The 15760-nt window shown below is 68.7% G+C and carries 10 protein-coding genes and 1 tRNA gene; 10 read left to right on the top strand and 1 reads right to left on the bottom strand.

The features are described from left to right. The first annotated feature begins 114 nt into the window (after positions 1-114). The 4 genes from ACYVD1_RS15130 (at position 115) to ACYVD1_RS15115 (ending at position 4459) form a co-directional block, all read left to right on the top strand. The gene (locus ACYVD1_RS15130) at positions 115-687 is read left to right on the top strand and encodes a DNA methyltransferase (protein ID WP_460772629.1); all 573 of its coding nucleotides are present in this window, start codon (positions 115-117) and stop codon (positions 685-687) included. Further along, positions 684-1835 carry a DNA cytosine methyltransferase gene (locus ACYVD1_RS15125; protein WP_460772626.1) on the top strand — a complete coding sequence of 384 codons (1152 nt, stop codon included), beginning with the start codon at positions 684-686 and terminating at the stop codon, positions 1833-1835. The genes ACYVD1_RS15130 and ACYVD1_RS15125 overlap by 4 nt, the downstream gene beginning before the upstream one ends. After that, positions 1826-2263, top strand: coding sequence for an XF1762 family protein (locus ACYVD1_RS15120; protein ID WP_460772624.1), 438 nt, complete (start codon positions 1826-1828; stop codon positions 2261-2263). The genes ACYVD1_RS15125 and ACYVD1_RS15120 overlap by 10 nt, the downstream gene beginning before the upstream one ends. A 492-nt stretch (positions 2264-2755) precedes the next feature. Beyond that, entirely contained in the window at positions 2756-4459 is a 1704-nt protein-coding gene (locus ACYVD1_RS15115; protein WP_460772620.1) for a recombinase family protein, read from the top strand. Here the strand turns inward: ACYVD1_RS15115 and ACYVD1_RS15110 are convergent. Continuing rightward, a tRNA-Leu gene (locus tag ACYVD1_RS15110) sits at positions 4441-4525 on the bottom strand. The two genes, ACYVD1_RS15115 and ACYVD1_RS15110, sit on opposite strands and share 19 nt — an antisense overlap. Before the next feature lie 136 nt (positions 4526-4661). On the opposite strand from ACYVD1_RS15110, the gene ACYVD1_RS15105 reads away from it, so the two are divergent. The 6 genes from ACYVD1_RS15105 (at position 4662) to tmk (ending at position 15725) form a co-directional block, all read left to right on the top strand. Next, complete coding sequence (locus ACYVD1_RS15105; RefSeq protein WP_460772617.1) at positions 4662-5984, top strand: M20/M25/M40 family metallo-hydrolase; 1323 nt, start codon at positions 4662-4664, stop codon at positions 5982-5984. Positions 5985-6222: 238 nt separating this feature from the next. Continuing rightward, positions 6223-7329, top strand: a complete 1107-nt coding sequence (locus ACYVD1_RS15100) for a hypothetical protein (protein ID WP_460772614.1) — start codon at positions 6223-6225, stop codon at positions 7327-7329. A gap of 152 nt (positions 7330-7481) precedes the next feature. Then, positions 7482-8072 carry a chaplin family protein gene (locus tag ACYVD1_RS15095; RefSeq protein ID WP_460772611.1) on the top strand — a complete coding sequence of 197 codons (591 nt, stop codon included), beginning with the start codon at positions 7482-7484 and terminating at the stop codon, positions 8070-8072. A 313-nt stretch (positions 8073-8385) separates the two neighbouring features. After that, on the top strand, positions 8386-9846 hold the full coding sequence (locus ACYVD1_RS15090) for a prolipoprotein diacylglyceryl transferase (protein ID WP_460772609.1): 1461 nt from the start codon (positions 8386-8388) through the stop codon (positions 9844-9846). A gap of 675 nt (positions 9847-10521) precedes the next feature. After that, a complete protein-coding gene (gene topA / locus ACYVD1_RS15085; protein ID WP_460772607.1) occupies positions 10522-13332 on the top strand; it encodes a type I DNA topoisomerase in 2811 nt (936 codons plus the stop codon). A 284-nt stretch (positions 13333-13616) separates the two neighbouring features. Next, positions 13617-15725 carry a dTMP kinase gene (gene tmk, locus ACYVD1_RS15080; protein ID WP_460772604.1) on the top strand — a complete coding sequence of 703 codons (2109 nt, stop codon included), beginning with the start codon at positions 13617-13619 and terminating at the stop codon, positions 15723-15725. The last annotated feature ends 35 nt before the right edge of the window (positions 15726-15760 follow it).

The following is a 15760-nucleotide window of genomic DNA, read 5'->3' as shown; positions in this document are numbered from 1 at the left end:
CCTGCTCTTCCCGAGGCCGCGTGGATCAACGAACCGGACACCGCACCTACCGCGCAGCACAGCGCTGACCTGTGTGAAGCGGCCTGACGATCACCTACCCCTGTCCGATTCGACTTGACACACTCCGCCTGGCGGGTTGCCACGGCCCTGCAAGAGGACGGCTGGATCCTGCGCAACGCCCTCATCTGGCACAAACCCAACGCCGCATCCCGCCCGGTGGCCGACCGCTTCTCCTGCCACTACGAACTGCTGTTCCTCCTGGTCAAACAGCGCTGGTACTACTTCGACCCACGCCCCGGCCCCGCACACTCAACGCCCCAGGAACCGAAGGCCCTCAACCCCGATCCCGGCCGGGATCGTGCGTACGCAGCCACCCAAGACGGTCTCTGCAGCGGCATGGCCACGGCCCGCACCAGCGCACCCCTGCAACAGAGCCACCACCCCGGCGATGTGCGGACCATCCCCACACGGGCCCGGACGGCCTCTTCGGTCGGCTTCCCGATCGAGGTGCCCCTGCGCGCCATTGCCGCCGGATGCCGCCCCGGCGGCACGGTCCTGAACTGCTTCGCCGGTTACGGCACGACCCTGCAGGCAGCCCACCACCTCGACCGGTACGCCATCGGCATCGAGCTTCAGACAGCACGGGCCGATCGGATGATCAAACGCGTCAGCGAGGAGTGTCGATGATCACCACCACCCGACCCCACGCAGCACTGGCCACCGCGACCCAGGAGTTGCGGATTGGCTCGTTGTGCACCGGCTATGCCGGACTCGACATGGGGGTTGCCGCGGCACTGGGCGGCAACGCCCACCTGGCCTGGGTTGCCGACAACGATCCCGACGTCGAGCACCTGCTAACGCACCGGTACCCGGGCGTATGCAATCTCGGAGATATCACCACGGTGACATGGGAAGGCGTGGATCCGGTCGATGTGCTCACCGCAGGTTGGCCGTGCCAGGACATCAGCATCGCCGGCAGGGGCGATGGAATCGAGAAGGGAGACCGGTCAGGTGTGTGGTTCCGAGTCATGGACGCCCTTCGCCAACTACGACCGCAACTCGTTGTGCTGGAGAACGTGCTCGCCCTCAGGGGGAGGAATCGAGGGTTCGACCGCGTACTCGCAGACCTGGCCCAAGCGGGGTATGACGCACGCTGGCGTTGCGTACGCGCCTGTGACATCGGAGCACCCCACAGACGTGAGCGGGTGTTCGTTGTTGCCCACCCCAGGTTTCAGCGACGGGTCTCGGGGCCCCGCGAATCCACTCGCGCGTACGCAGCGCGGACGCCAGGTGCGTCTGTCCGACGTGCTCTGCCACCCGCCCGTCACATCCGCGCGCGCACGCACCCGCTCTGCGCACACCACCAGCAGTGCCCGCACACGAGGGAGATCGCTGCCCACACCACGTGCGAGCGATCACGTCAACGGAAATCCCGGGCAGAAGGATTCGCGCGGCAACCCCAGCTTGCCCTGCGCGGCCATCGCTACAACCAACGGCAACAACGACACCCAGCCGCGCCCCCACCGGCACCGTTTGCGTACGCATGGGCAGACTACGAACCCGCGATCCGGCACTGGGAGAAGGTGTTCGGCAGAGCGGCACCGGCGCCCACTGAGGTCGGCACCCGAGGACAACCCCGGCTAAGTGACGAACTGGTGGAGTGGATGATGGGCCTGCCGCATGGGTGGGTGACCGCCCCGGAGCTTGGCATACCGCGCCGTGCCCAGCTCCAGGCTCTCGGCAACGGCGTGGTGCCGCAACAGGCCGCCGCTGCCGTTCGGCACCTGCTCGCCGAGATGGCCTATGCCGAAGGGGGAGGCGCGGCATGGGACTGACACTGGTGCCCGTGCCGCTCGCTGAAGCTCGCGCCTACGTCGAGGTCTGGCACCGTCACCTCGCCCCGCCACGCGGCCACAAGTTCAGTCTGGGGTTGTTGAACGAGGATGGCGTCCTCGTTGCCGTAGCGGTAGTCGGACGACCGGTAGCACGTGGGCTTGATGATGGTCGCACACTCGAAGTCACCCGACTCGCCAGCAACGGTACACGCAATGCCTGCTCGAAGCTCTACGGAGCATCGGCGCGTGCTGCCCGAGCTTTGGCCTACCGGCATCTGGTGACCTACACCCGCGCCGATGAGACCGGGGCGTCACTGCGCGCCGCCGGTTGGAAACCCGTCGCGGCACTGCCGCCTCGGGAGGGGTGGCATTCGCCCCGACGGCCACGGACCGAGGAAGTTTCGAGGGTCCGCTGGGAGGCCCCATGAGCGGCGGATTGCAACCGATCGACCGCACTCTTTCGTTGCCGCGATGCCATGGGCCCTCTCCCAGCGGCGTCGTCCCGTACCTTCAACCCGGCCTCGTTCCCGCCCTTCTGAACAGAGTCTCAGAGGTCCAGCACCGTCAGGATCACCAGCCGAACGGGTCATGGCAGCGGCAATGGCGGCATTGCCGAACGAGTGCCGGTCTTGCCGCTCTCCCGCCCCTTACCTCTGAGGGAGGTTTGTGTGGCTAAAGAGGAAGAGAAAGGCCCTCACCAGCTAAAACACTGTGAAAATGGTGCTGCTGTCACCTATCCTCAAGGGCACACCAATCCCGACTGCGTACGCGAGGGTGCCCCTACTGTGCACCCGCCGGAAGCCCCTCCGTGCCTGACCCCCGAAGCGGCTCAAGCACTACTGCGGATTATCCGCAAAGCGTACGCACGGCGAATCGCCGACGACATTGACCCCTTGTCAGACGACAGAAGGACCTGAGACATGTCCACGGTCCAGGAACCACTGGATTTTGCCTTCCTCGGGCGCGTGTCCACCGAGGACCAACAGGATCCTGAATCCTCGCGCAACTGGCAGAAGGCTCGTGCCGAAACGCTGATCGGCCCTCGTGGGCGGATCGTAGCGGAGTACTTCGACATCGATCGGTCACGCTCGATCCCTCCGCAGCGCCGCCCAGAGGCCAGCCGCTTGCTGAACTCCCTTCCCGACCCCAGACGAGGCTTCCAGGCGGTGGTAATCGGAGAACCGCAACGGGCCTTCTATGGCAGCCAGTTCATGATGACCTCACCGGTGTTCGAGCACTACGGCGTACAGCTGTGGGTACCCGAAATCGGTGGGCCCATCGACCCCTCCAACGAGGCGCATGAGTTGATCATGTCGATGTATGGCGGGATCTCCAAAGGCGAGCGAACGCGGATCAAGACACGCGTCCGCAGCGCCATGGCTGCCCAAGCTCTGTTGGAGGGCCGGTACTTGGGAGGGCGCCCCCCATATGGGTACATGCTTGTGGACGCTGGTCCCCACCCCAACCCCTCCAAGGCCGCAGACGGCAAGAGAATGCGGCGGCTGGTCCCCGATCCTCAGACGGCCTGGGTGGTGGCGAGGATCTTCGCCGAGTACCTGATCGGACTGGGCATTTTCGCTATCGCCGAAGGCCTGACTCGCGATGGTATTCCCTCGCCCTCGGCCCATGACCGCAGGCGAAACAGCCACCGCTCCGGGATCGCCTGGTCCAAAGGCGCGGTCCGAGCGATCCTGAAGAACCCCCGGTACACCGGTCACCAGGTGTGGGCCAAACAGCGCAAGGACGAGGTCCTCATCGACGTCAACGACGTCCAACTCGGCCACCACACCCTGTTGCGGTGGAACTCCGACGATGACTGGGTGTGGTCGCGTGACCAGGTCCATGAGCCCTTGATCACCTACGAGGACTTCGCCCAGGCGAAGGCCCTGATGGGCTCACGCGGCCGGACCCCGGGCGGAGAGCACAAGACACGTCGAACCCTAAACCCCTACCTGTTCCGGGGGGCGTTCGAGTGCTGCCTGTGCGACCGCAGGATGCAAGGTCAGTGGTTGCGTGAGGAGGCCTACTACCGCTGCCGGTTCCCCGAGGAGTACGCCTTGGCCAACAAGGTCCACCACCCCCGGAACGTCTACGTGCGGGAGGCCGATGTGGTTCCTGTACTGGACAGGTGGATCGCGGGCGAGTTCTCCCCGAGCCGGATCGAAGCGACAGTAGACGCACTCATGAAGGAGGACACGGGAGAGGACGCCCGGAGAACTCGCGAGATCGCTGAACATAGACAGACGATGTCTGAGTGCGACCGCAAGCTCAAACAGCACCGTGCGGTACTGGAGGCTGGTGCCGACCCAGTAGAGGTCACGCAGTGGATGAACGAGACCAAGGCTGAGAGGTCAGCCGCTGAGGCCAAGGTGCACCGTATAGAGCGGACGCCGAAGAAGGCCGGTAAGGAGGACATCATGAGAATGGTTAACGACCTGGGCGACAGCGCCCGAGTGCTCGGTGAAGCCGAGCCATGGGACAAGGTCGAGCTCTACCAGGGCTTGGGCCTGCGGATGCGCTATGACCCCGTGAAAAACAGCGTGCGGGCCGAGATTCACCTCGACCCGCACCAAAAATCCAACGACCCCCGTAGGGGGATGGTTCGTGTCCGAGGGGGGACTTGAACCCCCACAGCCTTAACGGCCACTAGCACCTCAAGCTAGCGCGTCTACCTATTCCGCCACCCGGACTGGGGCGCTCGGCCGCTCTCGCGCCGAACAGGTTCAACCATAGCAAAGGTCTGAAGGGCTCCGAACCAGTTTTCCGCCCGGGGGTGACCGTGGCAGTCTCTAGGGCAAAAGGTGCGGCCGCAGACGGGAGAGCCAGATGGCGGAACCAGACAAGGGCTTGAGTGCGGCGGAGGTCGAGGTCGTCGACCTGTGTCGCGAGCTGATCGAGTTCGACACCTCCAACTACGGCGACCACTCGGGGCCGGGAGAGCGCAAGGCCGCAGAGTACGTGGCGACCAGGCTCGACGAGGTCGGGGTGGAGTCGCGGATCTACGAGAAGCACCCCGGGCGCAGCAACGTGGTGGCGCGGATCACGGGCGAGGACTCCAGCCGGCCGCCGCTGCTCATCCACGGGCACCTGGACGTGGTGCCGGCCGCCCCGGAGGACTGGACCCACCACCCCTTCGCGGCCGAGGTCGCCGACGGATGCGTGTGGGGCCGCGGCGCGGTCGACATGAAGAACATGAACGCGATGGTCCTGGCCATGCTGCGGCAGCGGCTCCGGGAGGGGCGCAAGCCTCCGAGGGACATCGTGCTGGCCTTCCTCGCCGACGAGGAGGCCGGCGGTACCTGGGGTGCCCAGTACCTGGTGAACGAGCACCCTGAACTATTCGCAGACTGCGACTCCGCGATCAGCGAGGTCGGCGGCTTCTCCTTCACGGTCAACGAGAACCGTCGCCTCTACCTGGTGGAGACCGCGGAGAAGGGCATCGCGTGGATGAAGCTCACCGCGCGCGGCACCGCGGGGCACGGTTCGATGGTCAGCAGCGACAACGCGGTCACCGAGCTGGCCGCCGCCGTCGCGCGCCTGGGTCAGCACGAGTTCCCGGTGCAGCTGACCCCGACCGTGCGGACCTTCCTCGAGGAGATCTGCGAGGAGTTCGGCATCCCCTTCGACGAGAAGGACGTCGACGCCACGGTGGCCCGGCTGGGGCCGATCGCCAAGATGATCGGTGCAACTCTGCGCAACACCCTCAACCCGACGGTGCTCGGCGGCGGCTACAAGGCCAACGTCATTCCGGGTGAGGCCACCGCGCAGGTCGACGGGCGCTTCCTGCCCGGCACCGAGGACGAGTACTTCGCCAAGGTCGACGAGCTCCTCGGCCCGAAGGTCAGCCGCGAGTTCATCCACCACCTGCCCTCGGTGGAGACCTCCTTCGACGGCGGTCTGGTCAACGCGATGTCGGAGTCCCTGCTGGCCGAGGACCCGGGCGCCAAGGCTGTTCCCTACTGCCTCTCGGGCGGTACGGACGCGAAGAGTTTCTCCCGCCTCGGGGTGCGCAACTACGGCTTCTCCCCGCTGAAGCTCCCGCCGGAGCTGGATTTCGCGGGCATGTTCCACGGGGTCGACGAGCGCGTCCCAGTGGACGGACTCCAGTTCGGGGTGCGGGTGCTGGACCGTTTCGTGGGCATGAGCTGAGCGATCGTCGGCACCGGCTGACCAGGGCCGTTGTGCGCTGACCCGAGAATGTCCCGGTATGGGCGAACCGCGTCGAGTAACTTCTCGGCGCGGTTTGCTTTCTCGCACACAGTCACCCAACGTGATGCTACGGTTGCTTTGAGTTCGGCGGGGTCTCCGTTTATCGGGCCCCGCAGTGTGACCGGAAGCGGCACGGCCGCACGGGACCGTCCAGCAGCAGCGAAACGAAGGGGCATTCATGGTGCTCGCGAGCCGAGGGTGGCTGGTTTCCTCCAGCCGCGCTGCTCGCAATGCCCGTGGAACCTACGCCCGGTTGCTGCTCCTGTCCGGCATCGTCGCCGTCGCATGGCTGGCCGGGGGAATGGGCGTCGCGCACAGCGAGGCCTCCCCCGAGTCCGGCGGGCTCGTCGACAGCGTCCTGGGTGACGTCGACGGTGTCCTCAGCGAAGACGGGGTCGATGTCCTGGGCGACGGTCACGTCGATAACGTCACCGAACGCGCCGATCAGGCCACCGACGAGATCCGGGAGACCCGGATCTCCGAAACCGCGGACCGAGCCGTCTCCTCCACGGAGGCCATCGCCGACACTGTCGTTCCGCAGGCGTCCTCGCTTCCCGAGTCAGCGCTCCAGGAGACGGGTGTCAGCGAGGCCCTTGAGGAGAGCACGGTCGGCGCGGTCGCCAACGGCGTGGTCGACGACACCGGCCAAGCCGTCGACGACACCGCTCGCGAGGCCACGGGCCTCGTCACCGGGGTCGCCCGCACCGGCCAGGACGTGGTGGAGTCCACGGACGAGTCCCTGCGCGGGGCCGGCCTGGTCGATGGCGTGGCTTCCGGCCTGACCGACACGGTCGGTGACGGCGGGATCGAATCCGTGACCGAACCCGGCGGACCCTTGGGCCTGCCGATCCTGGGCTCCGACGAGGAGCTCACGGCCGCCGTTCTGCCCGGGGAACAGCGTTCCGACAAGGAGCTCGAAGAGCGGGAGCGGGACGAGCGCGACGAGCGTCAGGACCGGGTGGCGCGCGCGGCCGACGAGGTCGCCGCACACGTGGCCGAGACGTCCTGGCGCGTGGCCGACGAGGCGTCGCAGAGCGCTGGCCACGAGGACTCCGACGACGAGTCCGCGGAGCGTATCCGCCTGATCGGCGGCGGCTCCGGGTACCAGGCCGGGCCGGACACCACCGGTGCCTCCGCCCCGTCCTTCCCCACGCCCGGTGCCGCGGGATTCCTCATGGCCCGGTCCGATCACATGGTGCTTCAGGCACAGCGGGTCGCCCTTCCCGGTGACCCCACCCTGGTGGTCCGCGACGCCGCGGACGACCCCTCCTTCTCCCCTGACTAGTCGCGCTCCAGACCGCGGCCGGTCCGTGCGCCCTGCGCACAGCCGCCTCACCCTTCCCGGTGGGCGTGCTCTCTTCCCCAGGCTTTGACGCCGGGATCCCGTCCGCGGTCATCAGGAGCATCCAGCAGAACTCCTCGTTGACAGGACATCCAATGACCCAGACAATCCACGTCCGATTCGCCGCCCTTCTGACAGCCGGATTCCTCGCCAGCACCGCGGGCATCGCCTACGCCGACACCACGACCAGCGGAAACGGTTCGATCGGTGGCGGCAACCAGGTCGAGGCCGACATCGACGCTCCGATCAACGTCTGCGGTAACGCCATCGCGGTCCTCGGACTCGCCGGGGCCGACTGCACCGACGGTGAGGCCAGCGTGACCGGTGCCAGTTCCACCAGCGCTCCCCGGGACAGCGACGAAGACCCCGGCGGCTACGACGGCTACTACCCCGAATACCCCGAGTATCCGGAGGAGCCGGAGGAGCCCGTCGAGGAGGAGCCGGAGGAGCCCGTCGAGGAGGAGCCCCCGGAGGACAAGGAGCGCGAGGAGCAGGCGGAGGAGGAGCCCTCCGAGGCGCCTTCCGAGTCCGCGTCTCCCTCCGCTCCGCCCGCCGACGAGCACCGCCTGGCGGTCACCGGTGACGACCAGGGCGCGCTCACCGGGCTGGTCGCCGCCGCGATCCTCACCGTCGCCGCAGGCGCCGGGCTCCTGCTCTTCGGCAGGCGCCGCAAGAGCGAGAGCTGATCGGCCTCCCGGGCCGCGCGCCCGGGGGTTGACGCGAGTCCCGCAGCACCGGCCACGGCCATGTGCTCGGGGTTCACGTCAGCCGCCGCTCAACCAGAGCGGAGCTGATCGACGGGGTGGGGTCGTCCGTACGCACCCAGCGGAGACGGACGGGACCGCACTCAGCAGCCCGGCAGACCACGCACCGACCAGGTGCGGAGCCGACCGGATGATCCCCGGCCTTGGCCGAAGGCCCGCGCCCCACCCAGGGGTGTGGAACGGCCTGTGGCCCATGCACTTCTCATCAACCTGTTATCTCGAAAGGACTTCCCACATGCGTAAGTGGGCAAGCACATCCGCGAAGTCCGTGCTCCTGGCGGCCGGCTTCGTCGCCCTCGGCAGTGGCATTGCCTACGCCGACAGCGACGCGGCCACCAGCGGCAACGGCTCGGTCCTCGGCGGCAACCAGGCGGTGGCCAACGCGGACGTTCCCGTGAACGTGACCGGCAACGCCGTCGGCGCCGTGGCCGGGATCGCGGGCGCCTCCAGCACGGACTCCGACGCCAAGGTGATCGACCACAACCACAACGACGTCCGCTCGTCGGGCAACGGCTCGCTGGCCGGCGGCAACCAGCTGGTCGTGGACGGCGACGTCCCGGTGAACGTGTCCGGCAACGCGGTCGGTGCCGTGGGTGGTGTGGCCGGAGCGGCCGCCACCGACGCCGACTCCGTGGTGCACCACAGCTCCGGTGACGACGGCTACGGCTACAAGGAAGACGACGGCTACGGCTACAAGGACAAGGACCACCACGGTCACGGGAGCGACGACCCGGACATCGCCACCTCGGGCAACGGCTCGCTGATCGGCGGCAACCAGATCGTCGGCGACCTGGACGTCCCGGTGAACGTGTCCGGCAACGCGGTCGGTGCCGTGGGTGGTGTGGCCGGAGCGGCCGCCACCGACGCCGACGCGATCGTCCGGCACCACCAGGCCGCCGAGGTCGAGCACCAGGCCGGTGAGCTCACCGCCACCGACCTGGTCAGCGAGGTGACCGAGAACGCGCAGGTCCTGCCGGACACCTCCGGTGTGGACGCCGGCGTCCTGCAGCAGTCCGCCCCGGACCGCGAGCACCAGTCGATCGCCACGTCGGGCAACGGCTCCCTGCTCGGCGGCAACCAGCTGGTCGTCGACGGTGACGTCCCCGTGAACGTCACCGGCAACGCCATCGGTGCCCTGGGCGGCGTCGCGGGCGCGGCCTCCACGGACAGCACCGCCAAGGTCGAGGACGTCGAGCGCGACATCCGGACCTCGGGCAACGGCTCGCTGGCCGGCGGCAACCAGATCGTCGGCGACCTGGACGTCCCGGTGAATGTGTCCGGCAACGCCGTCGGCGCCGTGGCGGGGATGGCGGGAGCGAGCTCCACCGGCGACGGTGCGGAGGTCGTGCACCACAGTGCCGAGACCGAGGAGCAGTCCGCGGCCACGGACAGCGCGCCGCTCGTCGGTGAGCTGCCCGAGGTGCCCGTCTCCGAGATGCTGCCCGTCGGCTACGACCTCACCGAGACCGCCGACCGGGCCGTCGAGGAGCCCGCCCCCGAGCAGGCCCCGGAAGAGGTGCCCGAGCAGGCGCCCGAGCAGGCCCCGGAAGAGGCCCCCGAGCAGGCGCCCGAGCAGGTCGAGGAGCAGGCCCCGGAGCTCGTCGAGGAGCTGCCCGAGGAGCTGCCCGAGGCCACCGACATCCCGGACGTCGACCCGGTCGGTGACCTGCTGGGTGCCGCGGGCATCGGCCTGTAACGACCACAACGGGTCCGCGAGGGCCTGTGCGGGGCGTGTGACCGGTCACGGCCACTCGCCGGACCAGGGGAGTGCGGCCTCCCGTTCCGTTATGGAACGCGGTGGACTGCGGGAAGCCGGACTCCCAGGGGCGGCGAAGCGGTGAACCGGGACCGTGCCCCGCGAACGGCACCAAGTGCCGTGCGCGTCCGAAGCACTGTGTCTTTGAAACGCAGCGTGGTGAGTCGCCTCCGCGCTCCCGTTCCGTTATGGAACGCGGTGGACTGCGGGAGAGTGGAGGTGGCGACCGCGGCGTTCCGGACGTGAGCCGAGTCCTCCCGGGAATATCCGGGAGGACTCGCCGCATTCTGGAGGCAGGGACACTCTGAACGCCCAAGTGTGATGCAAGTCACCCGATCGGGGCGTTAGAGGTGCTCGTCCGAGTGGGCGTCGGTCCGAAGGAGAGCGTCGCCACGGTCGGTAGCGCACGTTACGGGCCGGTACCGGTCGGGGTAGCGCTTATTCTGCGGGTGCCGGTGGGTGGAGTTTCGGAGTCCGCGGCGGGTCCACGCCGCGAGGGCCGTCCGCGCCCGCTCACCGACGGGGGAGTGCCTGTAGTTCGGTTACTGTCGGTTCCCACGGAACCGAAGGACCGCGGCCGACAGAACACGTAAGGCTAGACGTAGGGGAAAAAGCGTGCCACCCAAGAAGGGCAGCGCCGGCAAGAACGGCTCGAAGGACAACGGAAGTCAGGGGACGGGGACCGCTCTCGTCATCGTCGAGTCGCCAGCCAAGGCGAAGACCATCGCCGGTTATCTGGGGCACGGCTACGTCGTGGAGTCCAGCATCGGCCACATCCGTGACCTGCCCACCAAGGCCGCTGAGATCCCCGCGAAGTACAAGGGTCAGCCCTGGGCGAGGCTCGGTGTCGACGTGGAAGGCGACTTCGAGCCGCTCTACGTCGTCAACACCGACAAGAAGGCACACGTCAAGAAGCTCAAGGAGCTCATGGCGGAGGCCGACGAACTCCTGCTCGCCACTGATGAGGACCGCGAGGGTGAGGCCATCGCCTGGCACCTGCGCGAGGAGCTCAAGCCCAAGATCCCCGTCCGCCGGATGGTCTTCAACGAGATCACCAAGGACGCCATCCAGCACGCCAAGAACAACACGCGTGACCTGAACACCCGTCTGGTCAGCGCGCAGGAGACGCGGCGCATCCTGGACCGCCTCTACGGCTACGAGGTCTCGCCCGTGCTGTGGAAGAAGGTCATGCCGAAGCTCTCGGCGGGCCGTGTGCAGTCCGTCGCCACCCGCCTGGTGGTCGAGCGCGAGCGCGAGCGCATGGCGTTCACCTCCGCCGAGTACTGGGACCTCAAGGCGGTCTTCGACGCCACCGAGGCGGGTGCTGCCGACGGGCCCGCCACGTTCCCCGCCACCCTGGTCTCCGTCGACGGCAAGCGGATCGCCGCGGGCCGCGACTTCACCGCCCAGGGCACGATCCGCGCCGATCGCGACGTGCGCCACCTGGACGAGGCGGCCGCCCGCGGCCTGGCCGAGCGCCTGACCGGAACCGGGTTCGCGGTCAGCTCGGTGGAGCGCAAGCCCTACCGCCGCTCGCCGTACGCGCCCTTCCGCACCACCACCCTCCAGCAGGAGGCGTCCCGCAAGCTCAACCTGTCCGCGAAGCAGACCATGCAGGTCGCCCAGCGGCTGTATGAGAACGGGCACATCACGTACATGCGTACCGACAGCACCACGCTGTCGGACAGCGCGATCAAGGCCGCCCGCAGCCAGGTGCGGAGCCTGTACGGCGGCGACTACCTGCCGGACAAGCCGCGCGTGTACTCCAAGAAGGTCAAGAACGCGCAGGAGGCGCACGAGGCGATCCGCCCCGCGGGCGACACCTTCCGGACCCCTGCCCAGTCCGGGCTGTCCGGCCCCGAGTTCCGCCTCTACGAGCTCATCTGGAAGCGCACCGTCGCCTCCCAGATGAAGGACGCGGTCGGCGAGTCCGTCACGGTGAAGATCCAGGGGACCTCCACCAACGGCGAGGTCGCCGAGTTCAGCGCCAGCGGCAAGGTCATCACCTTCCACGGCTTCCTCAAGGCCTACGTTGAGGGGTCCGACGACCCCGCCGCGGACCTGGACGACCGCGAGCGCCGCTTGCCCCCGATGGCCGAGAGCGACCCGGTCAAGGCGCAGAGCCTGGAGGCCGAGGGGCACAGCACCCGGCCGCCCGCGCGCTACACCGAGGCCACCCTGGTGAAGGAGCTGGAGGAGCGGGAGATCGGCCGCCCCTCCACCTACGCCTCGATCATCGGCACCATCCTCGACCGGGGCTACGTCTTCAAGAAGGGCACGGCGCTCGTCCCGTCCTTCCTGGCGTTCGCCGTCGTGCAGCTGCTGGAGCGGCACTTCGGCAACCTGGTGGACTACAAGTTCACCGCGCGCCTCGAGGACAGCCTGGACAGCATCGCCCGCGGCGAGGCCGAGAGCCTGCCTTGGCTGCGCCGCTTCTACTTCGGCGGCCAGGACGCCGACGGCCAGGAGGAGATGGGTCTCAAGGAGCTGGTGGGCGACCACCTCTCCGAGATCGACCCCAAGGAGGTCAGCTCCCTCCCGCTGCCCGGTACCGACATCGTGCTGCGGGTGGGCCGCTACGGTCCCTACCTGGACCGCGACGGCGCCCGGGTGAACGTGCCGGAGGACCTGGCGCCGGACGAGCTGACCGAGGCCAAAGCCGAGGAGCTCTTCGCCCAGCCCAGCGGCGACCGCGAGCTCGGAGTCGACCCCGAGACCGGCCGCACGGTCCTGGCCAAGACCGGGCGCTTCGGCCCCTACGTCACCGAGGTCATCGAGGAGGCCGCGCCCGCCGAGGGCGAGACCAAGCCCAAGAGCAAGGCGAAGGCCAAGGTCAAGCCGCGCACCGGTTCGCTGCTGAAGAGCATGGACCTGGACACGGTCACCCTGGAGGACGCGCTGCGCCTGCTGTCCCTGCCCCGCGTGGTGGGACAGCTCGACGACGAGGACGTCACCGCGCAGAACGGCCGCTTCGGCCCCTACCTCAAGAAGGGCACCGACAGCCGCTCCCTGGAGACCGAGGAGCAGATCTTCTCGATCACCCTGGAGGAGGCCAAGGCGATCTTCGCGCAGCCCAAGCAGCGCGGTCGCCGTGCCGCGGCTCCGCCGCTGCGCGAGCTCGGACAGGACCCGGAGTCGGGCGCCAAGATGGTGGTCAAGGACGGCCGCTTCGGCCCCTACGTCACCGACGGAGAGGTCAACGCGTCCCTGCGCAAGGGTGACGAGGTCGAGTCGATCACCGACGAACGCGCCGCCGAGCTGCTGGCCGACCGCCGGGCCAAGGCCCCCGCCAAGAAGAAGGCCCCGGCGAAGAAGCCCGCGGCGAAGAAGACCACGACCACGAAGAAGACGGCGGCCAAGAAGCCCGCCGCCAAGAAGACCGGCGAGCCGAAGACGGCCGCCAAGAAGGCCTCCGAAGAGGCCTGACCGGTGTCCGCGGCCAACTGGCCGGACGGGCATCCGCCGTCGGCGGTGAGCAGTGACGCTCACCTGGACGTTCCCTCCGCGGGGCGCCCGGGTGAGCGTCCGTGCGTGTATTGCAACGGATACGCAACTTCATCCCCTGTCGGGGAATGATCTTGCGTACTACGCTGTGCAGGACGGATGGGGGCACGGAAACGTGTGTGACCTCCGCCCGTACCCCCCGATTCCATGGACAGGTGACTGATGCCTGTCAGTTCCTATCCCCCTCATCGATAATCTTGAGCGCTATGAGCAGATCTGCACCCCTGGGAGCGCCGGCCGAGGCGCAGAACGTCCTCGCGATCACACCCTTCCGAAGGCTGTGGGTCTCGCTTTCCCTCTCCAGCCTTGGTGACTGGCTGAGCCTGTTGGCGCTGGTGTCCCTCGCGGCCATCTTCACGGCCGACAGCTCCACTCTCGTCCAGTACCTCGCCGTCACCGGTGTCGTCGCCATCAAACTGGCGCCCGCGGTCCTCCTCAGCCCGCTCGCCGGTGCCGTCGCGGACCGCCTGGACCGGCGGTGGACGATGGTCGTCGGCGACGTCCTCCGCGGCCTCCTCTACGTCTCCATCCCGGTCGTCGGCCTGATGTTCTCCGGTTTCGCGCTGGAGTGGCTGCTGATCGCGAGCCTGCTCGCGGAGATCGTCGCCCTCTTCTGGACCCCCGCGCGCGACGCCACGATCCCCACGCTCGTGCCCAAGCGGATGCTCGGCCAGGCCAACCGGCTGACCCTCCTGGCCACATACGGTGCCGCTCCGGTCGCGGCCCTGCTGTTCGCCGCGCTGGCGTCGGTCAGCAACGTGTTGGGCGCGCTCGTGCCCACCATGGCCAACCCCGAGGCGGATGTCGCCCTCTACCTGAACGCCCTCACCTTCTTCGTGGCGGCGATCGTCGTCGCCGGGCTGCCGCTGCCCAAGCACACGGTGTCCAAGGACACGCAGAGCCCCAACCGCGACGCGAACATCCTGAGCGCCGTCTTCGCAGGCCGCGCGGCGGTCGGTGCGGGGGCGCTGGTGCGCGGCGCGGTCGTCGGCCTGGCTGCCACGGCCGCCGCGGGCGGCATCGTCCTCGGCGTGGGGCGCCCGCACGTGGAGAACCTCGGCGCGGGCAACGCCGGTTTCGGTGTCCTCGTCGCAGCGCTCTTCCTGGGACTGGGCCTGGGCCTGGTCTCCGGCCCGCGCGTCCTCAAGCAGTTCAGCCGGCGCCGCCTCTACGGGCTGGCCGTCATCCTGGGCGGTCTGGCCCTGCTCTTCTCCGGCGCGATCGCAGACATGGTCCTCACCGCGCTCCTGGTCCTCGTGCTCGGCCTGGCCTCGGGCCTGGCCTGGGGAATCGGGACGTCGCTGGTCAGCGTCGAGGTGGAGGAGGACCAGCGCGCAGCCGGGTTCGCCCTCCTGCACGGGACGGGCCGACTGGCGCTCCTCGGGGGCGCGGTCCTGGCCCCGCTGGCCGCCGGTTTCGCCGGTGACCACGAGATCCCCCTCGGCGGCCCGCTCAGCTACGACCTGTACGGCAGCGGCCTGCTCCTGATGGCGGGCGGCCTGATCGCCCTCGTCGCGGCCTTCGTCGCCTACCACCAGGCCAACCAGGACGTGCCCGAAGCCGGGCCCGGGCTTCTTCCCGAACTCTTCGCGGCGCTGCGCGGGATCACCCCGCAGTCCGAAGAGGAGGAGGACAGCAGGATCACCGGTGCCTTCATCGTCGTCGAGGGCGGCGAGGGCGCGGGCAAGTCCACCCAGGTGCGTGAACTGACGGTGTGGCTGCGGGACCAGGGGTTCGAGGCGGTGGGTACCCGCCAGCCGGGCGCCACCAAGCTCGGTATGCGGCTGCGCGGCATCCTGCTCGACCGCGAGAACTCGCACATCACCGACCGCGCCGAGGTGCTCCTGTACGCGGCGGACAAGGCCGACCACGTCGAACAGGAGATCCTCCCGGCGCTGCGCCGCGGCGCAGTGGTGATCAGCGACCGCTACGTCGACTCGCTGCTCGCCTATCAGGGGGCCGGCCGCGACCTGGCGGTGGACGACATCCGCGAGGTCAGCTCGTGGGCGACCCAGGAGCTGGTCCCCGACCTGACGGTGCTGCTGGACGTGCGCCCCGAGGACGGCCTGTCCCGGCTGGGCGGTCCGGCCGACCGGATCGAGTCCGAGTCGGCGGACTTCCACGCCCGCGTCCGCAAGGGCTTCCGCGCGCTCGCGGAGGAGCACCCGGACCGGTACCTGGTGCTCGACGCCCGCGAGCCGCAGGAGAAGATCACGCGGGAGATCCAGCGCCGTGTGCGGCCGTTGCTGCCCGACCCGGTCGACTCCAGCTCCGAGGCGGTCACCGGCATGATCCCGGTGATCAAGCCCGAGTAGCCGACCGTGCGCAAGGGCCCCTGCCGCCTCGAGCT

It is taken from the genome of Nocardiopsis nanhaiensis (genome assembly GCF_054778635.1).
This window is presented reverse-complemented; position numbering and strand designations above follow the sequence as displayed.

Bases quoted from the DNA above. Each gene is read 5' to 3' on its own strand.
- ACYVD1_RS15125 (WP_460772626.1), top strand. From the start codon at position 684: ATGATCACCACCACCCGACCCCACGCAGCACTGGCCACCGCGACCCAG.
- ACYVD1_RS15120 (WP_460772624.1), top strand. From the start codon at position 1,826: ATGGGACTGACACTGGTGCCCGTGCCGCTCGCTGAAGCTCGCGCCTAC.
- ACYVD1_RS15115 (WP_460772620.1), top strand. From the start codon at position 2,756: ATGTCCACGGTCCAGGAACCACTGGATTTTGCCTTCCTCGGGCGCGTG.
- ACYVD1_RS15105 (WP_460772617.1), top strand. From the start codon at position 4,662: ATGGCGGAACCAGACAAGGGCTTGAGTGCGGCGGAGGTCGAGGTCGTC.
- ACYVD1_RS15100 (WP_460772614.1), top strand. From the start codon at position 6,223: ATGGTGCTCGCGAGCCGAGGGTGGCTGGTTTCCTCCAGCCGCGCTGCT.
- ACYVD1_RS15095 (WP_460772611.1), top strand. From the start codon at position 7,482: ATGACCCAGACAATCCACGTCCGATTCGCCGCCCTTCTGACAGCCGGA.
- ACYVD1_RS15090 (WP_460772609.1), top strand. From the start codon at position 8,386: ATGCGTAAGTGGGCAAGCACATCCGCGAAGTCCGTGCTCCTGGCGGCC.
- tmk (WP_460772604.1), top strand. From the start codon at position 13,617: ATGAGCAGATCTGCACCCCTGGGAGCGCCGGCCGAGGCGCAGAACGTC.